Here is a 22,084-nt window from a genome sequence, read left to right on the forward strand (position 1 = left end):
GCACTAATTTCACGAATTAGTACTTAATTATGAAATTGTCCATCCTTACTTCTTACCTCGAAAGCCTTGCACCACTTGCTTACCAGGAAGACTATGATAACTCAGGCCTCATTGTCGGCAATCCAGATCAGGAGGTGTCACAGGCTTTGATCTCGCTTGATTGTACCGAAGCTATAGTTGATGAAGCCATTGCCAAAGGCTGCCAGGTGATTATTTCGCACCATCCTATCGTTTTTCGTGGATTAAAAAAACTGAACGGTAAAACTTATGTAGAGCGTGTGGTGGAAAAAGCCATTCGTAATCATATTGCCATTTATGCCATTCATACCAACCTGGATAATGTGATGAATGGGGTAAATGAACGTATTTGCGAAACCTTAGAACTAAAAAATCTTCGGATCCTATCGCCTAAAAATGGCCTGCTCAAAAAGCTTGTGACCTATGTTCCTGCAGATAAGGCGGATCAGGTACGAAATGCGTTATTTCATGCCGGCGCAGGCAATATCGGTAATTACAGCGAATGCAGCTTTAACGCAGACGGGACTGGTACGTTCAAAGGCGGGGAAGAAACCAATCCTTATGTCGGCGAACCCGGTATCCGCCATTATGAGAATGAGGTGCGTATAGAAACCCTTTACCCTGCCACACTCGAAAGTAAATTGCTGATGGCATTGTTCCTGGCGCATCCTTATGAGGAAGTGGCTTATGACCTTTATGATCTAACTAATCAGCACCAACATGTGGGTTCGGGTATGATCGGCGACCTGGACGAACCGCTGGATGAAGAAGAATTTCTATTCGAACTGAAGGAAAAAATGCATGCCAAGGTAATACGGCATACTACGTTAAGCGGAAAAAGCGTTAAAAAAGTAGCTGTTTGTGGTGGCGCCGGAAGTTTTTTATTAAAGCATGCTATAGCAGCCGGAGCAGATGTTTTTGTAACTGCTGACTATAAATATCATGAGTTTTTTGATGCCGAAGAAAAGATAGTAATTGCCGATATCGGACATTTTGAAAGTGAGCAATTTACGCAACAATTATTATATGAAATAATTAGAAAAAAATTTGCTAACTTTGCCGTCCGTTTAACAGAAATTAATACAAACCCCGTCAAATATTTTATTTAATGGAACAAACCGTAGAACAAAAGCTGAAAGCTTTATACGACCTACAAACCATCCACACCAAGATTGATAAGATACGCCAGGTAAGAGGTGAACTCCCTATGGAAGTTGCCGACCTGGAAGATGATGTTGAAGGATTGGAAACCCGTATTCAGAAAATAAAAAATGAGCTGGACGACCTGGAGGATGATATTGTAACCCGCAAAAACCTGATCAAAGAAGCTCAGGCCAATATCAAAAAATACGAAACTCAGCTTAACGAAGTAAAAAATAACCGTGAGTATGAGGCTATCTCAAAAGAAATTGAGATACAGGGCTTAGACATACAGGTGAGCGAAAAGAAGATCAAGGAATTTGGTTACGAAATCACAACCAAAACCCAGATCTACGAAAAAGCATTAGCCGACCTGGATGGGCGCCGTGCCGATCTGGACGCTAAAAAAGCAGAATTAGGCACTATTACTTCTGAAACTGAAAAAGAAGAAAACGAACTGAACTCAGAGGCTGAAAAAGCTTCAAAAAATATCGAAGAGCGTTTACTGATCGCTTATAACCGTCTTCGCGGCAACGCAAAGAATGGCCTGGCCGTAGTAACCATTCAGCGCGATTCGTGTTCAGGATGCTTTAACCAGATCCCACCTCAACGCCAGTCGGATATCCGTCAGCGCAAAAAGATCATTGTTTGCGAACACTGCGGCCGTATTTTGGTTGACGAGCAAATGGCACTGGAAGCAGAAACTGCCTAATTGCAATACGATATATTCTAAATTAGAAAGCGCCTTTAGGGCGCTTTTTTTATGGACCGCTGATGATTTGGGGGACTACATCTAATCTTCAATTATGATAATTCGGCGTGTGGTCTCATTAAATATAACTTCTGTGCTCCCTTTTGGATCTTTAAATCTTTTGCCTAAAAAGTTATCACTTTTGTCAATAACAGGCTCATCATCCATTTTTATATTATAAAAGTCGGCATCTTTTATTTCTGTAAAACCATTTTCTTTTTCCTCGAAATATGACTTAACTGCTTGCTGAAAAGAGGGGTCATAATTAATAACATAAAACGCTTTTCCATTACTATAAGCATAACTTATTCCTGATATATTAAGTTTTAGACCCGGACAATAGTGGGTTAGACTTTCCTTGCCTTTAGTTACGAATTGGCATCCCGTAACAACAAAAAATGGCAGCAACACTAGAATCAGCGATTTGAATACCGATTTATTCATGGTTTTATGGTTTAGTATTGAAAGATAGCTAAAATCCATTTCATTCTAATAAATCCAGAAATCAGTTCAAAACAAACTCGTCTGCCTCCCACCCTTCGGAACAAACAAACTATAATCAAACTCAGGCATCACCCTGTCGCCCATAAAGCGGTTTACGGCCATACGGAACATCTGATGTATCGACTCGGCAATATTACCATCACCACTCATACGTCGCCCAAAATCACTGTCATTCAATTTACCATCGTGGCAGGCTTTTATCATGTTCAATACCTTGTCGGCCCTGTCGGGGAACGCCTTGTGTATCCAATCGGTGAATATTTCGGCTATGCTGCCGTTTAATCTTACAATGGTAAACCCCGCTGCCAATGCGCCACGATCGGCTGCCGCTTTTATAATGGCCGGAATCTCACTGCTATTTAATCCCGGAATGATAGGAGCAGCCATTACGCGCACCGGTATGCCTTTTTCAGTTAATTTTTGAATAACGCCCAGCCTGCCGCTCGCTGTAACCGTTCGAGGCTCCAATTTTTGCCGAAGCTGCTCATTTAACGAAGTGATCGATACATTCACATGCACCAGGTTCATTTTGCCCAATTCGCCCAGTATATCCAGATCACGAAGAATAACGTTGTTTTTAGTGATGATACTGACCGGGTTGCGGTATTGAAGGAATACCTGCAGCAATGATCGGGTGATCTTCAGCTTCCGCTCCAGAGGCTGATAACAGTCGGTATTGCCCGATAGAAGAATGCACACTGGCTGGTAGTTCTTTTTGTTAAAGTATTGCTCCAGTAATTCCGCAGCGTTGCGTTTTACGATGATCTTGCGCTCAAAATCCAATCCGGCACTAAAGCCAAAATATTCATGCGTATTCCTGGCGTAACAATAAATACAGCCGTGCTCACAACCCTGGTAAGGATTGATCGAAAACATATGACTCAGATCCGGGCTGTTAGATTCGCTTACAATCTTTTTGGGTGTCTCTTCAAATATCTGCGTAGCAGTGTTTTCAAGGAATTGTTCATCCAGCCCCTCGATATGCTGCAGCACATATTTATTCTTCAGAAACTTGTTGTGGGTATTAACCTGTGCGCCCCTGCCCTTAAAAAACTCTTCATTTTCCTCATGTGACATAGTGCAAATTTGCTAAAAATATTAGCATATTACAAATCTATCAACTTATGTTTTATGGCATAAAGCACCAGGCCAATGCGGCTTTTTATTTGCAGTTTTTCAAAAAGCTGATCGCGGTAGCCGTCTACTGTGCGCGAGCTGATGCACATGTGGTCTGCAATTTCTTTGTAGGTGAGTTCAGTAGCGGCAAGCTTCAAAAATTCAACCTCGCGGCTGTTCAGTTTAATCAGGTTGTAATCAATATTGATGCTGTCAACCAAATGACGGGTTACAAACTCGGGATAATAAACCTCGCTACGCGAAACCCTGCAAAGCGCATCTTCAAACTCGTGGGGCTCCGAATCCTTTAGCAAATATCCTTTAACACCCATTCTAACCATTGTTAGTACCTTTTCGGCATCCTCAAACATGGATAAAACAATAATATTAATATCCGGGTGGTTATCCCTTAGCCATTTAGCGGTTACTATACCGTTCATTTTAGGCATACTAATATCAAGGAGAATAATATGTGGTTTATTTTTAGGGCTGATTTTGCGAATCATTTCCTCGCCGTCACCAGCTTCAAACATTATGGTGTACCGACCAAAGTCTTCAACAAGGGAAGCTATGCCGCTTCTGAACAGGCGATGATCGTCAACGAGTGCGATGCGGATGGGGTCCTCCATCAGTATGGTTGTTGTTTTAAAGGGTTTAGGACAACTTTTATATTGCAACCTTTGCCCGGTGAACTGTTTATTGTTGCAGTGCCCCCTATCAAGGCCGCCCGGTTTTCTATGTTTCTTAATCCTGAGCCACTTTTATTTTCAAGTGTTTCGGCCGAAAAACCAGAACCGTCATCTTCGAGCGTCAAAATAAACAAATCGGTATGATATTGCAACATGATTTTCAAATGTGCCGCCCTTGCATGTTTAAGTGTGTTATTCAGTGACTCCTGGAATATTCTGAAAAGTACCAATTCGCGCTGTTCGCCCAACGAATAGGAATTCCCTTCCTGAGCAAGCGAAACTTTAATAAGTCCGCTTTTATCTATACGTTCAACTTCGTTTTCAATAGTCCTTATCAACCCCTGCGAGGCGATATGCTCAAAGCTTAAACTTTTGGAAAGGTCGCGTAAATCGGTGATACTTTGCGCCACCAGTTCACGTGTTTCAAGCACTTTCCCCTTTTTTTCTTCCTCAATGCCCCCGGCTATATTTCCAAGAGTCAGTTTTACAAATGAAAGCACCTGGGTGATATTATCATGTATTTCGGTGCTTATATAGTTTAGGGTCTGTTCCTGAACTTCTAACTGTGTTTTTAAAAGCTCCTGCCTAAAGTTTGCATGCAGCTCTTCCTGCTCCTGCTTATTTTTTAATTGTCTGTTACGATATAAAACAACAAAGTATATAATGAAAAGCGTTACAAATGCGAATAAAGCTGCACTGGAGAACACAACCATCCGCACATTTTCATCAAGCATACTCTGATTTTTTTTCCTTGTAATTGTTAAGCAGGGCTATACCGGTTAAGATATTTAATATATAATAGCTACCGTACCAAAAATAATATATACCCTCGTCAAACTTAAGTTGGGCGTAATAATTTGTAAGCCCCAAATTTAGAAACATTGTCGTTGAAAAAAAAAGTATGGAAGTATTGTACCAAAAAATTCCCTGACTGGTAATCATAATTTTTATCGGATACAAAAGCATTTGTTTGAATAATAATAGCGAAAATGCAACCAACATGGTGTTAGTAACCATATACAGGAAGGAAGGAAATGCCTTGTAAGCCGGCTGCAGAAATATTCCGTTAACAAACGCAAAACCAACAATTGCAATTGTTGATATCAAAACGATCTTTTTCATGGTTTTGCTCTGAAAAAGGTAATAGTAGATACATGAATAAAAAACATATAAAACCAGGCACTCCAGATGTAACACCAGTGCATTGGTCTTATATAGATGAGCGGAGATTTTAGAACATAAATCTAATAATATAGTAATAGGCACTGTAAGAGCCAGAAGCTTAAAAGGTGTGGTTAGCTTTGAATAGCAAACCACACCAATACCAAAAACTATAATTAGCAGTGAAAAATTTACGGCTTCCTGTATTGTCATTTATTAAGAATTAACCCTGAGTGCAATAGGGCGGACACGGAGGCGGCGGACCATAAGGACCTCCGCTCGAGGTAAATGGAGGGGTACTCCCTATTGCCCCTGTATAAAAAATGGTGAAAATGTTGTCTGGGTTTCCAGTTGCCGACGGATCCTTGGCTAATTGAATACTGATACCCGAGATATCCGGATTGCTGTCGAGGATGTCCTGGATGCTTTTGCGGTCGATGTAAAAACCGTTAAGCAAAGACCCATCTGGCGTCTTTAATCCTGGTCCCCCGTCTGCAGCATTTTGTTGTTGGTATTCCGCAATCAGGCTTTTGGGGTCATTTGATGATTCCATAGTTTTTTAGGTTAGGGTTAATTAATACTGTACAATATACGAGCAATGGAATAAAAAGATACACCGTGTTTTCACGGTATTTTGTGTGGAAAACCCAGAAAATATATGTGGAAAAGATGGTCGAAAACAAAGGCCATATACCTAATTGATTAACCATCAAGCAAAAACACAAAAAGCTCTTTGGGGCCGTGTGCACCCAGCACCAGTGTTTTTTCGATGTCGGCAGTCCGGCTCGGACCCGTTACTGTAGTAATCATTGAGGGTAATTGATCTTTATATTTTTCTTTGACTAGCTTAAAGCCGTCCTTCAGGTCAAGAACCAACTGTGAAGTGTAAGCAAAAACGATATGCACTGGGGGATAAATGCTCAAACGGCGTCCGGCCATATCGGAGTTGGATAACATGATGCTGCCATTGCGTGCTACTAATGCTTCGCATAAAGTGATACCAACCTCTGCCTGCTCAAAATCTTTTTCAGTTTCAAAATATGGGAACTCATAACGGGTCAAAAACTCTTGCAAGGCAGGCTCCCAGCAATAAATCTTATGCCATTTATGCTGATCGGCCAGGTTTAACAGGTTTTCAATTGCCTGTAGTTCATCTTCGCAAAAAACAAACTGTCCTGAAACAGCTGCAAATTCTTGCGCAAAAATCACTTCAAGTAATTCGTCAGTAGGGGGATAGTGGGGAAGGTCTTCAAGATTAGGATAAGGGTTATCCCTTTTCTCCAGCAAAGCTTTGCGGATCTTTTTCAGCAGCTTTTCTTTCGATGTTGTAATGTCCCTCATCTTTGAAGTCTGGAGTCTAAAGTTAAAAGTCTTAAGTCATATTGTTTCTTTGGGGAGAAACGCAAGACTTAAGACTCCTGACTTAGAACTTAAAATTATGCTTTATCGCCTTTGGCGTCTTTTTCTTCAGGATTCCTGTTGAATGTTCCTGAATGGTCAGCAACACCCTCGTGTACAAGGTTTCCAGCAGCTGCGTCCTGGTTGCCCCCTTCCGGGCCATTTACAAACTCGTCATAAGTGGTACGGTGGTCAAATGGGCGTTTACCTAATATTTCTTCCAGGTCTGATTGGAACAATATTTCTTTTTCCAACAGCTTGTTTGCCAGTTTTTCTAAGCCTTCCCGTTTGTCGGTAAGTAACTTTTTAGTACGCTCGTACATTAAATTAATCTGGTTGCGTACCTCGGCATCGATCAACTCCGAAGTTTTTTCCGAATACGGCTTGTTAAATTGATATTCTCCCTGCGTGTCGTTAAATGATATATTTCCCACCTTGTCGTTCATACCATAAATGGTCACCATAGCATATGCCAACTTGGTAATTCTCTCCAAATCATTCTGTGCACCAGTTGAGATCTTTCCAAATGTAATATCTTCGGCCACTCTTCCGCCCAATGTCATACACATACCGTCTTCCAATTGCTCGGTAGTATATAAGAATTGCTCTTTAGGCAGATACTGGGCATAACCCAAAGCAGCAACCCCGCGCGGAACAATGGAAACTTTAACAAGTGGATCAGCATGCTCCAGAAACCAACCAGCTATGGCGTGACCGGCCTCGTGATAGGCAACGATGCGTTTCTCTTCTGGTGATATGATCTTGTTCTTTTTTTCCAAACCCCCAATCACACGGTCGATAGCGTCCTGGAAATCCTGCATATCAACTGCCTCTTTGTTTTTACGGGCAGCTATCAGGGCGGCCTCATTACAAACGTTGGCAATTTCAGCACCAGCAAAACCTGGTGTTTGCGCTGATAGTTTTTTTGCGTCGACACCTTCGGCCAGTTTAACAGGTTTCAAGTGCACTTTAAATATTTGTTCGCGGCCAAGCAGGTCGGGTTTGTCAATAGAAACTTGTCTGTCGAAACGACCCGGACGCAACAAAGCCGAATCCAATACATCCGGGCGGTTGGTAGCTGCCAGGATGATAATACCTGAATCGGTACCGAAACCATCCATCTCAACCAACAATTGGTTCAGTGTATTTTCGCGTTCGTCGTTGCCACCTACAATATTGTTTTTACCACGGGCGCGGCCGATAGCATCAATTTCATCGATAAATATGATACATGGCGCTTTGTCTTTTGCCTGGCGAAACAAGTCGCGCACACGGGATGCACCTACACCCACAAACATTTCCACGAAATCGGAACCTGAGAGTGAGAAGAACGGCACCTGTGCTTCGCCGGCAACTGCTTTTGCCAACAATGTTTTACCTGTGCCCGGTGAACCGATTAGCAACGCACCTTTGGGGATCTTACCACCCAGATTGGTGTATTTTTTGGGATTTTTAAGGAAATCAACAATCTCCATTACTTCTTGTTTGGCTTCTTCAAGGCCCGCTACATCATTAAATGTAACGGATACCTGAGCCTCTTTATCAAACAGGGTAGCTTTTGATTTACCGATATTAAATATCTGACCACCCGGGCCGCCACCACTGCCACCTGACATACGACGCATGATGAATATCCACACAGCAGCAAATAATACCACCATAATGATACCCTGAACCAGCCAGTTTCCTAATATGCTTTCGTGTTGGGTAAACTCAATAGGTGTTTTTTGCGCGTCCGGAAGATCTTTCTCTGCAGTAGATACTGTTTGTTTTAAACTTTCATAAGACGCATCAGTAAACTGATACTGTGGCCCATTATTGGTGCCCCCTGTAAAGGTCGTCTTCTGATCACGGACATCATTATATTGCTGCTTGTTAAGGCTTTCTTTCTTAATGTAAACTTCTACTATAACAAGATCACCATTTTTATAAGCGACCAGTTTTTCGGCATCGTGATTTTTTAATATGTTAGATTCAAAAAACTGGTAACTAATAGTTTTTACTACCGGGTTGCTTGATAAGTATCCAACGCCCAGCAACACCAAAATAACAATGGCATAAAGCCACATGATATTAAATTTGGGTGGTTTTGGGGCCATTTTTTTATTAGGTATTTTCCGTATTGGTTTCGGACTCTCTGATTTATTATCTTTCATCTCCATTTATTAGATCAAACTTACGATCATTAATTTATTATTTGTTATGGGAACCGTGCACAAGACGCATGTCTTTACGGTTCTGTGACGGAGTTTTTTAGGCGCTCTTATAAAATTTGATTTCCGCATCACCCCACAAATCCTCTACTCCATAAAACTCGCGCTTGTCGGTTCTGAAAATGTGTACCACTACGTCTATATAATCCAGCAGTATCCACTCTCCGTACTCAAGCCCCTCTTTGCGCCAGGGTTCCTGTTGTGTTGCTTTAAAAATTTCTTCTTCTACGCTATTGGCTATAGCTTTTACCTGTGTGGACGAATCGGCATGGCAAATCACAAAGTAATCAGATACCGAACTAAATATATTTCGAAGGTCTAACCTAACAATATCATTTCCCTTTTTTTCCTGTATACCGTATATAGCCAGTTCAGAAAGATAAGCGGACTCACTTAGCACTTTGTTTTTTACCATCAAAAAGAATTAGTTTTGAACAATTTAGTTTACACATTATATACATTGCAAAATAACATATTTTCAGGATTATTTGTTGGACAAAATTTAATCACAATTAAACAAGTTGATTCAACAAACAATTTCCTTAAGAATACTCTGACAAATTCCAAGCCACTTCCTGAAGGAACGGTCATTATGGCAGAAAGCCAATATGCCGGCCGGGGTCAGCAACAAAACCGCTGGCATAGCGAAGACGGAAAAAACCTGACCTTTAGTATACTTCTAAACCCGGTTTTTTTGCCCCTGAAGCAACAATTTGACCTGACCAGGGCAATAAGTCTGGGCATTATTAATGCGCTATCTCCTCTTTTAGGCGACCAATTAAAAATTAAATGGCCCAATGATATTTATTATGCCGATGACAAACTGGGTGGCATATTAATAGAAAATATGGTACAAAGTGGGAAAATTAAAAATTCTATAATCGGCATAGGGCTGAATATTAATCAGGAGAATTTTCCGTTAGAAGTACCTAATGCAGTGTCGTTAAAACAAATCTTACTCAGGGATTACGATTTGAAACTAATATTATCAGACATTTGCAAAAATATTGAGGCAGTCTATCTTAATCTGAAGGCAGGCCATTTTGATGTTGTAAGGAAAGATTATCTTGCCCGACTATATTGGCTGAATGAACGAAAAATGTTCAAGGCTAAGGGGCAGATATTTGAGGGAATAATAGAAAGTGTGCGGGAAGATGGGGTATTGATCCTGAACAATGAATCGGGGACTTCAGAATATACGCAGAAAGAAATTGAATTTTTGAATAAAACAATCGATAAATAGAAACTGAAATGAAAAAACTATTGCTTTTGATGACCGTATTGCTGATCAATGCGGCTTCTTATGCACAGATAGAAACACCGGTGAAATGGTCATATGCAGCCAAGAAATTAAGCAACAATGAAGCTGTAGTATTTTTGCGTGCCACCATACAAGATGGATGGCATATCTATTCGCAAAATGTCGGAGATGGCGGACCTATCAAAACCTCGTTCAAGTTTACGCCAACAAAAGAGTATACGCTGGTTGGTAAGACAAGTGAGCCTACACCTATCAAAAAATATGAAGATGCGTTCAAGATGAATGTAACCTACTTCGAAAAAACCGTTACTTTTCAGCAAAAAATAAAATTAAAAGCAGGCAATGTGGCGGCCATAAAAGGCCAGCTGGAATACATGACCTGTAATGACAAAAAATGCCTTCCGCCGGAAGATGTTGATTTTTCAATTCCATTAGGTAAATAAAACCCCTGGTGAAAATGACATCTTCGATCTCAAAAAGCTATATAAAAACGATATGGTTAGCCCTTTTTACGGTAATTGTCATATCGTTTACCGGAAATAACAAGGCATACGCCTTTCAAAAAAAGCAGGCTGACACGGTTTCCACGAGTGATGTCCAGTTTACGGATATCCCTACTGCAGCCGATAGCATAGCTGCCCGGAAAAAGGCTGCCGTTGAGGCTGCAAAAGCAAAACCTGCCACCCAAACAACTGTAGCTAAACCAGAAGCACCAAAAACATTGTGGCAGATTTTTATCGAAGGCTTACTGGGCGGATTTACAGCATTATTGCTGCCATGTATCTATCCTTTGCTTCCTTTAACAGTAAGTTTCTTTACTAAACAAAGCGGCACCAGGGCAGGCGGGATATTTAAATCTGTTATTTACGGCTTGTCAATCATTATCATATATGTGACATTAGGGCTGCTCATCACTATTGCATTTGGGTCGGATGCGTTGAATGCCTTATCGACGAATGGTATTTTTAATATATTTTTCTTCCTGCTGCTAGTTGTTTTTGGTGTTTCTTTCCTCGGAGCCTTCGAAATTGTTTTGCCAAGCTCACTGGCAAACAAATTAGACCAGAACTCGGACCGGGGTGGAATGATCGGCATATTTTTCATGGCATCAACCCTCGTTGTCGTATCATTTTCATGTACAGGACCAATCATCGGAACACTGCTGGTTGACGCTGCATCCAAAGGCGAACGGCTTGGCCCGGCTATGGGTATGCTTGGTTTTTCTGTTGCGTTGGCTATACCGTTTACCATATTTGCCTTATTCCCTTCTATGCTCAAAACCTTACCAAAATCAGGTGGCTGGCTTAACAGTGTGAAGGTTGTATTAGGGTTTTTGGAATTAGCATTTGCTTTAAAATTCCTATCGAATGTTGATTTAGCTTATCACTGGAACTGGTTCGATCGTGAAATATTTCTATCCCTTTGGATAGCCTTAGGGCTCTTGCTGGGCTTATATCTTATCGGCAAGATCAAATTTTCGCATGATAGCGAAGTCACTCATATATCTGTGCCGAGGTTCTTTATCTCCCTTATCGTATTTGCCTTTGTTATTTACATGATACCCGGCTTGTGGGGAGCGCCATTGAAATCGATCAGTGCGTTTTTGCCTCCTCCGGCAACACAGGATTTTGATCTATCCCGTGATCCTGGCGGATCGGCCTCAGCACCTCTTCAACAAACCTCTATAAAAGAGCATAAGTATGCCAACAATTATCTCCGCATAAAAACACGCGGCCTCGATGCCTGGTATGATTACGATCAGGCATTACAAGTATCTAAAGAGTTGCATAAACCGATTATTATTGATTTTACAGGGTTCAATTGCGTGAATTGCCGTAAGATGGAAACTAAAGTATGGTCTGATCCGGTAGTTTTTAAGCATTTGCGTGACGATTTTGTACTGCTTCAGTTGGTTGTTGATGACAAGGCGGAGTTAACTGCAAACGAGCAGTTTGTATCAGGTTATAGCGGCAAGAAAATCACCACGCTGGGAGGGAAATGGAGCGACGTGGAAGCGTCCCGTTTTAACTCAAACTCACAGCCTCTTTACGTAATGCTGGATAGTGATGGCAACCTGTTGAAGGATAAAGATGGCAAAGAAATTCAGCCTTCGCCGGCGGATTATGACATTGCCAGCTATACAAAATTCCTCGAAAGCGGTATCAATGCTTACAAAAAATAGCGCAGAGCCAAAAATAAATGTAAATTCGCGCTGAAAAATGATAGTGTTATTATAACACAAATCATATTTTGATAAGGTTTTTTTGCGTTTATTAAGTTGAGAGCGGGTTCTTGGCCCGCTGTACTACCAAAAATGGCTGACATAACAAATATCGGGCTTTATACTTCGGGCGGTGATGCGCCGGGGATGAATGCTGCCATACGGGCAGTTGTGCGTACAGCATTATTTTACAACATTAAAGTTACCGGGATTCGCAGGGGTTACGAAGGGATGATCACAGGCGATCTGTTCCCAATGGACCGCAGATCGGTTTCAAATATTATACAAAAGGGTGGTACCATACTAAAAACTGCCCGCAGCGAACAGTTCCGCACCAAAGAAGGCCGCCAGATTGCTTACGATAATTTAAAAAGCTTCGGGGTTGATGCCTTGATTGGTATTGGTGGCGATGGTACTTTCAAAGGCGCCAGTGTTTTTGGTGAAGAGTTTGACATCCCAATCATCGGTTTACCCGGCACGATTGATAACGACATGACAGGTACCGATTTTACGATCGGTTATGATACAGCAATCAATACCGTGATCAATGCAGTAGATAAGATCAGGGATACCGCCGAATCACACGACCGCCTGTTTATTGTTGAAGTAATGGGCCGCGACTCTGGTATGATCGCTTTGCGCACAGGCATTGCCTCGGGAGCTGAACATATACTTATTCCCGAGAGAAAAGCAGGTCTGGCCAGTTTGTTCGACAGGCTGGAAAATGGCCGCAAGGATAAAACATCACGTATAGTTATTGTAGCTGAAGGTGAAAATGAAGAAGGGGGTGCGTTCGAGATCGGCCGTAAAGTGAAAGAGAAATTCCCGCATTTAGATACCCGTGTTTCTATACTTGGCCATATTCAGCGTGGCGGAAAGCCCACTTGCATGGACAGGGTACTGGCGAGCCGCACCGGCGTTGCTGCTGTTGAAGCCCTGAAACTGGGTTACCGCGGAGAAATGGTGGGACTGATCAACAACGAGATCATGTTTACACCATTTGAGCATGCAATAAAACACCATACCGATATCGATCCTAACGTTATACGAATAGTAGATATGCTGTCCTTATAAGTGGAAGCGTGAATCAATAAAAGTTTTATTTACAATCAGGCGGATCACTTCGTCAATCTCCTGGGTTACCGTATGCAGGTGATCCATGATTTGTTTATTCTCAGGGTTACTGAAATTGTCCCTGTCCAGAATATTGAGTAATCCTATCATACTGGCCACCGGCCGCCGCAATTCGTGCGAACTTAGCGAAGCAATATTTTTCAGGCGCTCATTCTGCTCTATTAATGCTTCTTCCGTTTTTAATCTTTCGGTGATATTACGGGCAAAGCAGCCAACGCCAATGATTTTGTCCTTGGTGCCCTTATAGATAGGGTTAAAACTTACCTCAAAATGATCATTTTCCTTTGTTTTTGGATTGAGGCTCTCATGCCTGATTACATATCTTTCGCCATCAAAAGCCCGTTGGTAATAAGACCGCCATTCAGCATTAATCTCATCCGTTGAGCCTGAATACAGGTATGCATTATCGCCCTCCTCCGGTGTTACACCGGTGGTATTCGATATCCGCTTACGGTAAGCGCTGTTCATATAAACATACTTGCCATTACGGTCTATAGACCAGGTAAGGTCTTCGGTGTTATTAATTAGCGCCTCCAGGTTATTTTTTGTCCACAGAATTTCTTCCTGCACATGCATTTCGTACGTAATATCGCGTATGAATACCGTGAGACCTTCGCTTGCGGGGTAGACTGTGGTATTAAACCATTTACTTAGTGGCTTAAAATAATCGGTAAACTGTACGCTTATCTCCTCATTCATGGCTTTGCGGTAAGCATCTTCAAATTCAGTAGCGACAATGTCGGGGAAGATGTCCCAAATTACCGAACCTAGTATTTCCTCCCTCGGTTTTCCGGTTATTTTTTCAAAGGCACTATTTACCCTGATAAACTTCCAGTCATTATTAACTATAAAAAATGCATCGGTAATACTTTCTACAAAGCTATTTAGCTTCTCAGAAGCTTTTTTAACTTCTTTTTCTATCTCAATATTTTGGGTAACATCCTGACCTACACCCTGCAATTCAGACACTTCTCCGTTTTCATCCAGAATAGCGATGAACTCCCACTTTATCCAGTGGCTGTTCCCTTCTGTATCAACCTTGCGGTGCTTAAGGCTTATTACTTTGCCCGGATTTTTAATACAAGATTTAAAAGCACGTTCGCACAACTCGTATTCTTCCGCTAAAACTGTTTTCGAGAACGGCGCTCCTATAATATCTTTCTCTTTGTAGCCTAGCGTCTTAAAAAACCACTTATTGGCAAACGTAAAATTATAGGCGGCATCAATCCTGACCAGGAAATTGGTTTGCGAATCCACCAGCGAGGTCAGGAACTGCTCGCGGCGCTTAAGTGCCTCTTGTTGCAAGACTTTGTCGGTAACATCGGTGGCGATAATGATACGGCAGCTGTGATTGTCATATTTTATCTCGTGCCCTGTTATTTCGGCATAAACAATCTCACCTTTTTTATTTACATGCCGCCATACGCCTGCATTATTAAATCCATGCAAGCTGCTTTCGGGGATTGCTTTCTGATACAAATAATTGTTGAATTTCGCCAGATCAAGACGGGGACGGATATCGCGTATGGTCATCGATAAAAAGTCCTGCTCGGTGTAACCATAGTGCTTTATAGCCGCGTCGTTTACCTTCATGATGCGAAGAGTGGGTAACTCGTATATCCACATCGGGGTGGGGTTATTGTTGAACAGCATACTATAATCGCCCAGCGATTCTTTTAAATTAAAGCTAACCTGCTTTTGGTAGGAAACATCAACTATTACGCTGAGAATAATTTGATGATTAGTATGCTCGTCGGTGATTTGCTGCGTTTTCTGCTGCACCCATTTTATTTTTCCTCCTTTTGTGGTGATGCGGAAAGTACGCTCGCTCCACTCATTGCCGTCGGGCCTTTGGTTGGTTGCCAACACGTCTTCACGGTCGCGGGGGTCAATAATTTCACCCCAGAGCTTTATGTTTTTCTGAAAATCCTTTACCTGGTATTCTGTAACAGCATGTATACTCGGACTGATGAACAGGTATTTCTGTGTATCTACATCAAAAGCCCAAACACAATCGTTCAAAGCCGCAAGGAGACTATTCAGCATAAGTAGTGTTACAATGTTTTGGCAGCTTTATAAAGTTATCTATTTTTTGTCTGGCTAACAATGTCATAATAATTTATCAGCTACCTCTTTCCAGTTATTTACTCTCTCGTACTCCGTGATAAAATGGTTATGCGGTGATGAAAACAATAATTTACGTCCGTCAAATCCAACAAAGTTGCGTATACGGTCGTCTATCATGATCTGGGTATTAACTATCTTATTGCCACAGAAAACAATATTCTTCCAATGGATAAATGGAAAATGTTCGCTCAGCCAGTTGTATTTGTCAATCAATGAGTTAGGGAACTCCATAGCCGCCGAAACTATGTAAACATCATACTTATCGCACAATTCTTTCACTACCTCCCTTGCTCCAGGCATTACTTTCAGGTCGCGGAAAAATCCGGGCTGATGAAGATAAGCCTTTAGCGTTTGCTTTATATCCTCGGGCAACATTTCATTAAACTCCTTGCCGTCCATTTGATCAAGACGGATGAACATATCGTGTTCTTGTTTATAAAGCTCAATGAACTTGTCGATAGTATCGGCTATCACCTCATCCATATCTATGGCGATGCGTATTTTGCTTGTCATAATTATTGGTCCCAAGTTCATAAATTTTTTTAAAAAGTGCCTATTATTTAATTGATTATAAGATTTAGAAAATAAAATAAATTTTTCTACCTTTGCATCCCCGCAGAAGGAGACTCCGGGGATAATGTTGAATACATAAAACTTTAAAATGGCAACTAAAATCAGACTGCAAAGACATGGTAAAAAAGGAAAACCTTTTTACTATATCGTAGTGGCAGATGCGCGTGCTCCAAGAGATGGCCGCTTCATTGAGCGTTTAGGTTCATACAACCCAAACACCAACCCTGCTACAATTGACATTAATTTTGACAAAACCCTGGATTGGGTAAACAATGGTGCTCAGCCTACCGACACCTGCCGTGCTATCCTTTCATACAAAGGTGTTTTGTACAAAAAACACTTACAGGGCGGCCTTAAAAAAGGTGCTTTGACCGAAGAACAAGTTGAGTCTAAATTCCAGGCATGGCTTGATCACAAAGAAGGCAAAATCACCGGTAAAAAAGAAAGCCTGACTACAGCGAAACAAGACGCGCGTAAAGCCGCCCTTGCTGCTGAAGCTAAAAAGAAAGAAGAAAAAGCCGCTGCAATTGCTGCTAAAAATACTCCTCCAGTTGAGGAAGTTGAAGCACCTGCCGAAGAAGAAGTTGAAGCACCTGCTGCTGAAACCGAAGCAGACGCATCAGCAGAAGCTGAAAGCGCAGAGTAATCTTATAAAAAGCTTAAAAAATAGCGAAGTGGTCAAAAACGCTTCGCTATTTTTGTTTACCCCTCCGGCTCCTCCTAATTTTAGGGGGAGGGTTAGGTAAAACATTATAATAAATGAAAGACCATTTCAAAATAGGGACCATCATTAAAACCCGGGGCTTAAAAGGCGAGCTGCAAATGTTCGTCGATTTTGAACACCTACAGGACGTCAACTTTACAGCCGTATTTTTTGACCTGGGGGGTAAACTGGTACCTTATTTTGTGGAATCAGTTAAATACCAGAAAAATACCGCCTGGCTTTATCTCGAGGATGTGGATACTATTGAAAAAGCCTCCAAACTGGTAAAGAAGGATGTTTACCTTTCTAACAAACTCAAACCTAAAAAGAAAAAGGATGAGTTTACCCTAAAGGATCTGAAAGGCTTTATAGCCATTGATGAGAATGAAGGCGAGCTGGGCGAAATACTGGAAATACAGGAGCTTCCTCATCAATATATTGCCACTGTTCACTATAAAAACTGCGAGGTATTGTTCCCGCTGAACGAAACCATTATTAAAGGCATCGATTTGAACAACGGTGAGGTTTATGTTGATTTGCCGGAAGGGTTGCTGGATATTTATTTGGGGTAAATATTGACCTCAGGGATAACTTACGCAATCCAAAACAAATTGCTTTCGATCCTTATACTTAATTAATTTTATTTCAAATCGCCCTTTGTTTTTAATAAGGGAATCTCCTTTTTGAATTCTCGAATTATAACCAAAATCTGAAGTGGAATCTGCCGGATGTTCATCTGATGCAAGACCACTTGCAGTATTATAATCATAAAGATTGTATCGTTTATCATTAATAAATACACCAACGGTGTTATGCCCAGGTGACCATACCTTTTTTACAACTCCTTTAAATTCCCACGACAAGATTTCATCCCTGTGGTAAGGTTCATAAGGTTTCTGCATAGAATCTTTATACCAAATCGATCCTACTATAATAATTCCGAAACATATTACAATTATAAAAATCAGAGTTTTTGATTTTTTATTCAGCATACCAAAGACAGTGTATCCATCTTCCATTTGAATAAGGTCTATTTGGAGTTACCGAAAATACACAATTTAACCGATTGTCATCCTGAACGTTATCTAGGTTCGTTGTACCGATAAAAAAACTAAACCAAATCAACTCATCTGCGTAAAATGGATTATAAATTTTTTTATCATTCAAACTGAAATGCTCAAATCAGCACGTATTCCTTTATCCTTTTTGATAACCGGTGTCTGCTGGGCTTTATTTAGCAACCCGATTATTACCTTATTTTATCGCCATTTAGCTCCGCACGAACAGGATTCATACAGGAGTTTAAATGATTTGGTTTTCGTGATTATCATCAGTTATGTGTTGTACGTTAAGATCAAAAAACAACAGCGTAAGCTAACTAAGTCGGAAGAGGAATACCGTCAATTGTTTGAATCCAATCCAAATCCGCTTTGGATATGTAATGAAAAGCTGGAATTTGTTAAAGTAAATGATGCCGCGGTTGAAAAGTATGAATACAGCAGGAAAAAATTCCTGAAAATTACCGCTGATAAAATCCATTCCGCAGCCGGTGACCAGGTACTTAATGATTATTTAAAGGAATTTCAGAGCGAAGCGCGCCTGTCCAGTATAAAAGAACACGTAAAGTCGACCGGCGAAACCTTTATGGTCTCTATCGTTTCATACCCGGTATTGTTCCAGGATCAGCAGTGCAACCTGGTAATGGCTACAGACATTACCGAGCTGATCGAGAAAGAAACAAAGCTGCAGGAAGCTTACCAGCGAATTAAAACATCCAACGAAGCACTTTTACAAATAGCCTGGTCAAACTCTCATGAGCTTCGCAAACCGCTTTGCTCTATCATGGGTCTGGTGGCATTACTGAAAGAAGCAAGTGATAATGAACGAGAAGAGTTCCTGCGCCTCCTTGAAATATCCTCGGTTGAACTGGACCAGGTTTTAAGGCAGAACAACGAAAAGGTAGACGAGATCGGTGTCATCGAACAATCTGCATAGCGCCCTATCATCATTTGGGATTATACTTCTCCTTGTGATTAAAATCAAACATCCTTGATATCGTGAACCCTAAGCGATATTGTCCCCGTCCAAAATCCGATGCGGTATTGCTTAAATAATTCATCTCACTCACCGCCCTTGAGTTCGTAACATTTAAAGTAAATACGTGGCCTCCGGTTACTACCTGTATGCCCAACCCCAAGGGGTCACTAAATCCGGCATTGTTATTTCTGAAAGAAGAAAATGGGTGTGCATAATCAACCACCACACTCATCAGCTTTGTAACTTTTAAGCGGGCAGTAGCCGAAAGAGAGAAAATGGTATTTTCATTACCGGGGACATTCGGGTTTGGCAAATTATCATACAATATAGAAGGAGCAACCTGAAAAGCAAAACTGTGCGAGAATTTACGGGCAAAGATGGCTTGTGCAAAGTATGACATCCGGTCGCTAAACGAACTGTATGTGTTATATGGCCGCACACCAGTTTGACCCAATACGGATATCGCAAGCGGCGAGCTGCCATCACTAGTCTGATGCAGGACCGCATATTTTAACTGCGCACTAACTAAGCCTCCAACCGTAGGAATAGTGCTTCTGCCAATATCAATATTCAGATCATTGGTCAGCCCATACTCAAACCCGATATAAACATCAGCCACAGCATCAAGCCCGAAAAAAGTTTTACCGCCACCCAAATTGCCGGCTGCATCGCCAAACCGGTGAATAACCAGGACATTCAGGTTGTTCTTTTTAATTGTTTCGGTAGACTGCGTTAAAATAAATCTTGGCGATTCGAAGACCGTAATGGGACCTTTTGAACCATCATTATTCATCGAATTGAATAATGAGTCGGTAGTAGAGGTCTTTTGTGCCATTAACCCCGTACTTATTGCAAGAAAAAATAATGTCAATAAACTCTTCATCTGTCAAATCTATTTAGGGAATGTTTTTATACGGATTATAAGTAGCCGAAACCGTTACTTTAATGCTTTCAGCAATATGATAAAATAAAATCTGGGGTATGTCTATATGATGATCAGCGCATTTTACCATAAACTCGGATGCCATGCTTATGATACCATTTCTTATGGTCACGCTGCCCTGTATGGTTCTCTTTTGAGTTACACCATGAACCGTTAACTCCCCAACGACACTTACCGGATAAATGCCGTCTCTGGTAAGATCAATATGCTCCTGCATTTTCCCTTTAAAAATAGCCCTCGGGAACTTATCGCTTTCCATGTAATCCGAGTTAAAATGCTGCTGCATAAAGGCCTTTTCGAATTGAAAAGCAGAAATAAGAGCGCTAAAATTTAATTCACCTGTTTCAGCGTTAAAAACCGATACACCTGTCGATGTAGTGGCCTTTATATCCTCTATCAAAGCTTTAGAAAAAAGTGTTATCCGGGCGTTTTTACAAGTATAGAGATCCTGATCAGTTTTAGTGATATTAAATAAGGTTAGTAAAATAATGCAGATATATCTCATTTTTTATGAAGCATCTGGTTTGGCTGAATAAAATAGATATCTGTCGGCACGGCTATAAAAGGCTTAGCTTAAAAGCTGCATTAGCCCTCATCAAATTATCCACTAATATAAGTGATAGGTGGTATAATTTTATACCGATAGTTTTAAAGAGTATTTTTTTAAAATTATTTTCAATTATTTGTCAAACATACTTGACTTTTGTCAAATTTGTTTTACATTTGGTAAATCAAACTTTACAAGTCATGAAATCACGTTTTCTCTTCCCCAACCAATTAAGGCCATTTGGCTGGTTGCTGGCTATACCTGGTTTTGTATTGGGCTATTTTTCGCTATACCGCGATTATAAGATTCCCGGCTTTAGCTTTCCTGTTTGGCCCAGCCAGTTTTATCACCATCCCGTTTCTCAGGACCTGACCAAAACATTGGCTCTGCTATTAATTATCATCGGACTGTTTCTCATCGCTTTCTCAAAAGAAAAAAAGGAAGACGAGCTCACTGTGCGCATGCGGCAAAACGCGCTATACTGGGCAGTGCTGATTAGTTATATGATTTACTTCATTTGGCTGATCATTGCGATCGCAATCGAGTTACTCAAACTAGATAAAGACCCATTAAGCGGACTTGCAGATGTTTTAAGCATGTCTATCTATAATTTATTTACTCCACTGCTCATCTTTATAGCGAGATATTACTATTTACGACGCAGTAGAAACGGAGAATACCAGGTTGGAAAAATGTACTACCTGCCCGAAAAGCCTTATAAGATAATCGGTCAGTTGATTTCAGTTCCGTTATTGCTCATCATTATTTTCTCATTCATAGGCTCATGGTTTTTTAAAGGCGATATCGAACTCAAAGATTGGACCGCCACCTTAATGTTATTGTTGCCCCTTAGTTTATTGATCTGGGGATACAGCAAACGCAGCGAAGAAGATGAGTTCATTTCGACGTTGAGGCTTGAGTCCATGCAGCTAGCCGTGTATTTTAATTATGCCGTTTTACTGCTGGCTAATTTCTTTTTTTACTTTTTAGATTTTATGCTGGTTATGTTCCTTAACCTCGGTACCATCGCGTTGTTCTTTGTGCTGCGCTTTAGCTATGTTTTATGGAAAAGCAACAATGAAAACAAGCATGTGAAAGGAATTTTGGCTTTATGAAAAATCATTTTTTATTTCCCTATTGGACACGCTACCTCGGCTGGGGGCTCGTGGTATTGCATGTACCACTAAGTATGCTGGGCCGCTCGCATGGCATGATCAATATAATGGATCCACAGCCACGCGACCAGGGCATATTTGCTGGCGAGCACCTTTTCTTTATCAGCACGACATTAATTATGTCGGCTGGTTTGTTCCTTGTAGCATTTGCAAAAGAAAAGATCGAAGATGAGCAGATATGGCAAATCCGGTTGGATTCGCTGCGCTGGGCTATTTTCATTAATTATTTGGTGCTTATCATCAGCCTGGTATTCATCGAGGACGTTCCGCACATGCTGGAGTTGAACCTGTGGGTGCCGCTGATATTTTTCATCATTCGATTCAGGTGGGTGATTTTTCGCCTCAACCGTTCACTAAGCCGGGAGGGGTAAGC

General features: G+C 41.1%; 24 protein-coding genes. 11 read left to right on the forward strand and 13 right to left on the reverse strand.

The features are described from left to right. Nucleotides 1-29 precede the first annotated feature (29 nt). A complete protein-coding gene (locus Q3A68_RS19550; RefSeq protein WP_302902816.1) occupies nucleotides 30-1,127 on the forward strand; it encodes a Nif3-like dinuclear metal center hexameric protein in 1,098 nt (365 codons plus the stop codon). Continuing rightward, the gene (locus tag Q3A68_RS19555; RefSeq protein ID WP_302902817.1) at nucleotides 1,127-1,870 is read left to right on the forward strand and encodes a zinc ribbon domain-containing protein; all 744 of its coding nucleotides are present in this window, start codon (nucleotides 1,127-1,129) and stop codon (nucleotides 1,868-1,870) included. Before Q3A68_RS19550 ends, Q3A68_RS19555 begins: the two co-directional genes overlap by 1 nt. Nucleotides 1,871-1,951: 81 nt before the next feature. Here Q3A68_RS19555 and Q3A68_RS19560 read toward each other — a convergent pair whose 3' ends face one another. The 8 genes from Q3A68_RS19560 to rsfS form a co-directional block, all read right to left on the reverse strand. Next, nucleotides 1,952-2,353 carry a hypothetical protein gene (locus tag Q3A68_RS19560; RefSeq protein WP_302902818.1) on the reverse strand — a complete coding sequence of 134 codons (402 nt, stop codon included), beginning with the start codon at nucleotides 2,351-2,353 and terminating at the stop codon, nucleotides 1,952-1,954. Nucleotides 2,354-2,419: 66 nt separating this feature from the next. Next, nucleotides 2,420-3,490: a PA0069 family radical SAM protein gene (locus tag Q3A68_RS19565; RefSeq protein ID WP_302902819.1), complete on the reverse strand. Its 1,071-nt coding sequence runs from the start codon at nucleotides 3,488-3,490 to the stop codon at nucleotides 2,420-2,422. Between the two features lie 29 nt (nucleotides 3,491-3,519). After that, complete coding sequence (locus Q3A68_RS19570; RefSeq protein ID WP_302902820.1) at nucleotides 3,520-4,158, reverse strand: response regulator; 639 nt, start codon at nucleotides 4,156-4,158, stop codon at nucleotides 3,520-3,522. Next, nucleotides 4,158-4,952 carry a sensor histidine kinase gene (locus Q3A68_RS19575; RefSeq protein WP_302902821.1) on the reverse strand — a complete coding sequence of 265 codons (795 nt, stop codon included), beginning with the start codon at nucleotides 4,950-4,952 and terminating at the stop codon, nucleotides 4,158-4,160. Before Q3A68_RS19575 ends, Q3A68_RS19570 begins: the two co-directional genes overlap by 1 nt. Nucleotides 4,953-5,602: 650 nt before the next feature. After that, nucleotides 5,603-5,932: a hypothetical protein gene (locus tag Q3A68_RS19580; protein WP_302902822.1), complete on the reverse strand. Its 330-nt coding sequence runs from the start codon at nucleotides 5,930-5,932 to the stop codon at nucleotides 5,603-5,605. 149 nt (nucleotides 5,933-6,081) lie between these two features. Then, the gene (locus tag Q3A68_RS19585; protein ID WP_302902823.1) at nucleotides 6,082-6,720 is read right to left on the reverse strand and encodes a LutC/YkgG family protein; all 639 of its coding nucleotides are present in this window, start codon (nucleotides 6,718-6,720) and stop codon (nucleotides 6,082-6,084) included. A gap of 95 nt (nucleotides 6,721-6,815) precedes the next feature. Continuing rightward, complete coding sequence (ftsH, locus tag Q3A68_RS19590) at nucleotides 6,816-8,933, reverse strand: ATP-dependent zinc metalloprotease FtsH (protein ID WP_302902824.1); 2,118 nt, start codon at nucleotides 8,931-8,933, stop codon at nucleotides 6,816-6,818. A 97-nt stretch (nucleotides 8,934-9,030) separates the two neighbouring features. Further along, nucleotides 9,031-9,405, reverse strand: coding sequence for a ribosome silencing factor (gene rsfS, locus Q3A68_RS19595; RefSeq protein WP_302902825.1), 375 nt, complete (start codon nucleotides 9,403-9,405; stop codon nucleotides 9,031-9,033). Between the two features lie 45 nt (nucleotides 9,406-9,450). Here rsfS and Q3A68_RS19600 point away from each other — a divergent pair, with 45 nt between their 5' ends. From Q3A68_RS19600 to pfkA, 4 genes are all read left to right on the forward strand, one after another. Further along, nucleotides 9,451-10,233, forward strand: coding sequence for a biotin--[acetyl-CoA-carboxylase] ligase (locus Q3A68_RS19600; protein WP_302902856.1), 783 nt, complete (start codon nucleotides 9,451-9,453; stop codon nucleotides 10,231-10,233). Between the two features lie 8 nt (nucleotides 10,234-10,241). After that, nucleotides 10,242-10,694 (forward strand): protein-disulfide reductase DsbD N-terminal domain-containing protein, encoded by a 453-nt coding sequence (locus Q3A68_RS19605; protein ID WP_302902826.1) that lies wholly within the window; start codon nucleotides 10,242-10,244, stop codon nucleotides 10,692-10,694. Nucleotides 10,695-10,708: 14 nt separating this feature from the next. After that, complete coding sequence (locus Q3A68_RS19610) at nucleotides 10,709-12,433, forward strand: protein-disulfide reductase DsbD family protein (RefSeq protein WP_302902827.1); 1,725 nt, start codon at nucleotides 10,709-10,711, stop codon at nucleotides 12,431-12,433. Between the two features lie 132 nt (nucleotides 12,434-12,565). Further along, the gene (gene pfkA, locus Q3A68_RS19615) at nucleotides 12,566-13,546 is read left to right on the forward strand and encodes a 6-phosphofructokinase (RefSeq protein ID WP_302902828.1); all 981 of its coding nucleotides are present in this window, start codon (nucleotides 12,566-12,568) and stop codon (nucleotides 13,544-13,546) included. Here pfkA and Q3A68_RS19620 read toward each other — a convergent pair. After that, nucleotides 13,541-15,652, reverse strand: coding sequence for a PAS domain-containing sensor histidine kinase (locus tag Q3A68_RS19620; RefSeq protein WP_302902829.1), 2,112 nt, complete (start codon nucleotides 15,650-15,652; stop codon nucleotides 13,541-13,543). The two genes, pfkA and Q3A68_RS19620, sit on opposite strands and share 6 nt — an antisense overlap. A gap of 63 nt (nucleotides 15,653-15,715) precedes the next feature. After that, nucleotides 15,716-16,246 carry a 5' nucleotidase, NT5C type gene (locus Q3A68_RS19625; protein WP_302902830.1) on the reverse strand — a complete coding sequence of 177 codons (531 nt, stop codon included), beginning with the start codon at nucleotides 16,244-16,246 and terminating at the stop codon, nucleotides 15,716-15,718. Nucleotides 16,247-16,394: 148 nt separating this feature from the next. On the opposite strand from Q3A68_RS19625, the gene Q3A68_RS19630 reads away from it, so the two are divergent. Next, complete coding sequence (locus Q3A68_RS19630; RefSeq protein WP_302902831.1) at nucleotides 16,395-16,952, forward strand: 30S ribosomal protein S16; 558 nt, start codon at nucleotides 16,395-16,397, stop codon at nucleotides 16,950-16,952. A 113-nt stretch (nucleotides 16,953-17,065) separates the two neighbouring features. Next, entirely contained in the window at nucleotides 17,066-17,581 is a 516-nt protein-coding gene (gene rimM, locus Q3A68_RS19635) for a ribosome maturation factor RimM (RefSeq protein WP_302902832.1), read from the forward strand. Nucleotides 17,582-17,590: 9 nt separating this feature from the next. On the opposite strand, the gene Q3A68_RS19640 is transcribed toward rimM, so the two are convergent. After that, complete coding sequence (locus tag Q3A68_RS19640; protein WP_302902833.1) at nucleotides 17,591-18,028, reverse strand: hypothetical protein; 438 nt, start codon at nucleotides 18,026-18,028, stop codon at nucleotides 17,591-17,593. 154 nt (nucleotides 18,029-18,182) lie between these two features. On the opposite strand from Q3A68_RS19640, the gene Q3A68_RS19645 reads away from it, so the two are divergent. Then, nucleotides 18,183-19,004: a PAS domain S-box protein gene (locus Q3A68_RS19645; RefSeq protein ID WP_302902834.1), complete on the forward strand. Its 822-nt coding sequence runs from the start codon at nucleotides 18,183-18,185 to the stop codon at nucleotides 19,002-19,004. Nucleotides 19,005-19,014: 10 nt separating this feature from the next. On the opposite strand, the gene Q3A68_RS19650 is transcribed toward Q3A68_RS19645, so the two are convergent. Together Q3A68_RS19650 and Q3A68_RS19655 are read right to left on the reverse strand one after the other, a co-directional pair. Beyond that, a complete protein-coding gene (locus Q3A68_RS19650; RefSeq protein WP_302902835.1) occupies nucleotides 19,015-19,881 on the reverse strand; it encodes a DUF5777 family beta-barrel protein in 867 nt (288 codons plus the stop codon). A 61-nt stretch (nucleotides 19,882-19,942) separates the two neighbouring features. After that, nucleotides 19,943-20,494 carry a YceI family protein gene (locus tag Q3A68_RS19655; protein ID WP_302902836.1) on the reverse strand — a complete coding sequence of 184 codons (552 nt, stop codon included), beginning with the start codon at nucleotides 20,492-20,494 and terminating at the stop codon, nucleotides 19,943-19,945. 242 nt (nucleotides 20,495-20,736) lie between these two features. Between Q3A68_RS19655 and Q3A68_RS19660 the strand changes: the two genes are divergently transcribed. Beyond that, a complete protein-coding gene (locus Q3A68_RS19660) occupies nucleotides 20,737-21,651 on the forward strand; it encodes a SoxR reducing system RseC family protein (protein WP_302902837.1) in 915 nt (304 codons plus the stop codon). Then, a complete protein-coding gene (locus Q3A68_RS19665; RefSeq protein ID WP_302902838.1) occupies nucleotides 21,648-22,082 on the forward strand; it encodes a hypothetical protein in 435 nt (144 codons plus the stop codon). Before Q3A68_RS19660 ends, Q3A68_RS19665 begins: the two co-directional genes overlap by 4 nt. The last annotated feature ends 2 nt before the right edge of the window (nucleotides 22,083-22,084 follow it).

The sequence above is a fragment of the Mucilaginibacter tolerans genome, from assembly GCF_030519375.1.
Lineage (GTDB): Bacteria > Bacteroidota > Bacteroidia > Sphingobacteriales > Sphingobacteriaceae > Mucilaginibacter.

What these genes read in the sequence shown, in the direction of transcription:
- Q3A68_RS19560 (WP_302902818.1), bottom strand. Translation starts at nt 2,353, where the DNA reads ATGAATAAATCGGTATTCAAATCGCTGATTCTAGTGTTGCTGCCATTT.
- Q3A68_RS19610 (WP_302902827.1), top strand. Translation starts at nt 10,709, where the DNA reads ATGACATCTTCGATCTCAAAAAGCTATATAAAAACGATATGGTTAGCC.
- Q3A68_RS19565 (WP_302902819.1), bottom strand. Translation starts at nt 3,490, where the DNA reads ATGTCACATGAGGAAAATGAAGAGTTTTTTAAGGGCAGGGGCGCACAG.
- Q3A68_RS19655 (WP_302902836.1), bottom strand. Translation starts at nt 20,494, where the DNA reads ATGAGATATATCTGCATTATTTTACTAACCTTATTTAATATCACTAAA.
- Q3A68_RS19640 (WP_302902833.1), bottom strand. Translation starts at nt 18,028, where the DNA reads ATGGAAGATGGATACACTGTCTTTGGTATGCTGAATAAAAAATCAAAA.
- Q3A68_RS19585 (WP_302902823.1), bottom strand. Translation starts at nt 6,720, where the DNA reads ATGAGGGACATTACAACATCGAAAGAAAAGCTGCTGAAAAAGATCCGC.
- Q3A68_RS19550 (WP_302902816.1), top strand. Translation starts at nt 30, where the DNA reads ATGAAATTGTCCATCCTTACTTCTTACCTCGAAAGCCTTGCACCACTT.
- Q3A68_RS19620 (WP_302902829.1), bottom strand. Translation starts at nt 15,652, where the DNA reads ATGCTGAATAGTCTCCTTGCGGCTTTGAACGATTGTGTTTGGGCTTTT.
- rsfS (WP_302902825.1), bottom strand. Translation starts at nt 9,405, where the DNA reads ATGGTAAAAAACAAAGTGCTAAGTGAGTCCGCTTATCTTTCTGAACTG.
- Q3A68_RS19650 (WP_302902835.1), bottom strand. Translation starts at nt 19,881, where the DNA reads ATGGCACAAAAGACCTCTACTACCGACTCATTATTCAATTCGATGAAT.
- Q3A68_RS19660 (WP_302902837.1), top strand. Translation starts at nt 20,737, where the DNA reads ATGAAATCACGTTTTCTCTTCCCCAACCAATTAAGGCCATTTGGCTGG.
- Q3A68_RS19570 (WP_302902820.1), bottom strand. Translation starts at nt 4,158, where the DNA reads ATGGAGGACCCCATCCGCATCGCACTCGTTGACGATCATCGCCTGTTC.
- pfkA (WP_302902828.1), top strand. Translation starts at nt 12,566, where the DNA reads ATGGCTGACATAACAAATATCGGGCTTTATACTTCGGGCGGTGATGCG.
- Q3A68_RS19575 (WP_302902821.1), bottom strand. Translation starts at nt 4,952, where the DNA reads ATGCTTGATGAAAATGTGCGGATGGTTGTGTTCTCCAGTGCAGCTTTA.
- Q3A68_RS19625 (WP_302902830.1), bottom strand. Translation starts at nt 16,246, where the DNA reads ATGACAAGCAAAATACGCATCGCCATAGATATGGATGAGGTGATAGCC.
- Q3A68_RS19580 (WP_302902822.1), bottom strand. Translation starts at nt 5,932, where the DNA reads ATGGAATCATCAAATGACCCCAAAAGCCTGATTGCGGAATACCAACAA.
- rimM (WP_302902832.1), top strand. Translation starts at nt 17,066, where the DNA reads ATGAAAGACCATTTCAAAATAGGGACCATCATTAAAACCCGGGGCTTA.
- Q3A68_RS19555 (WP_302902817.1), top strand. Translation starts at nt 1,127, where the DNA reads ATGGAACAAACCGTAGAACAAAAGCTGAAAGCTTTATACGACCTACAA.
- Q3A68_RS19665 (WP_302902838.1), top strand. Translation starts at nt 21,648, where the DNA reads ATGAAAAATCATTTTTTATTTCCCTATTGGACACGCTACCTCGGCTGG.
- Q3A68_RS19645 (WP_302902834.1), top strand. Translation starts at nt 18,183, where the DNA reads ATGCTCAAATCAGCACGTATTCCTTTATCCTTTTTGATAACCGGTGTC.
- Q3A68_RS19630 (WP_302902831.1), top strand. Translation starts at nt 16,395, where the DNA reads ATGGCAACTAAAATCAGACTGCAAAGACATGGTAAAAAAGGAAAACCT.
- ftsH (WP_302902824.1), bottom strand. Translation starts at nt 8,933, where the DNA reads ATGAAAGATAATAAATCAGAGAGTCCGAAACCAATACGGAAAATACCT.
- Q3A68_RS19605 (WP_302902826.1), top strand. Translation starts at nt 10,242, where the DNA reads ATGAAAAAACTATTGCTTTTGATGACCGTATTGCTGATCAATGCGGCT.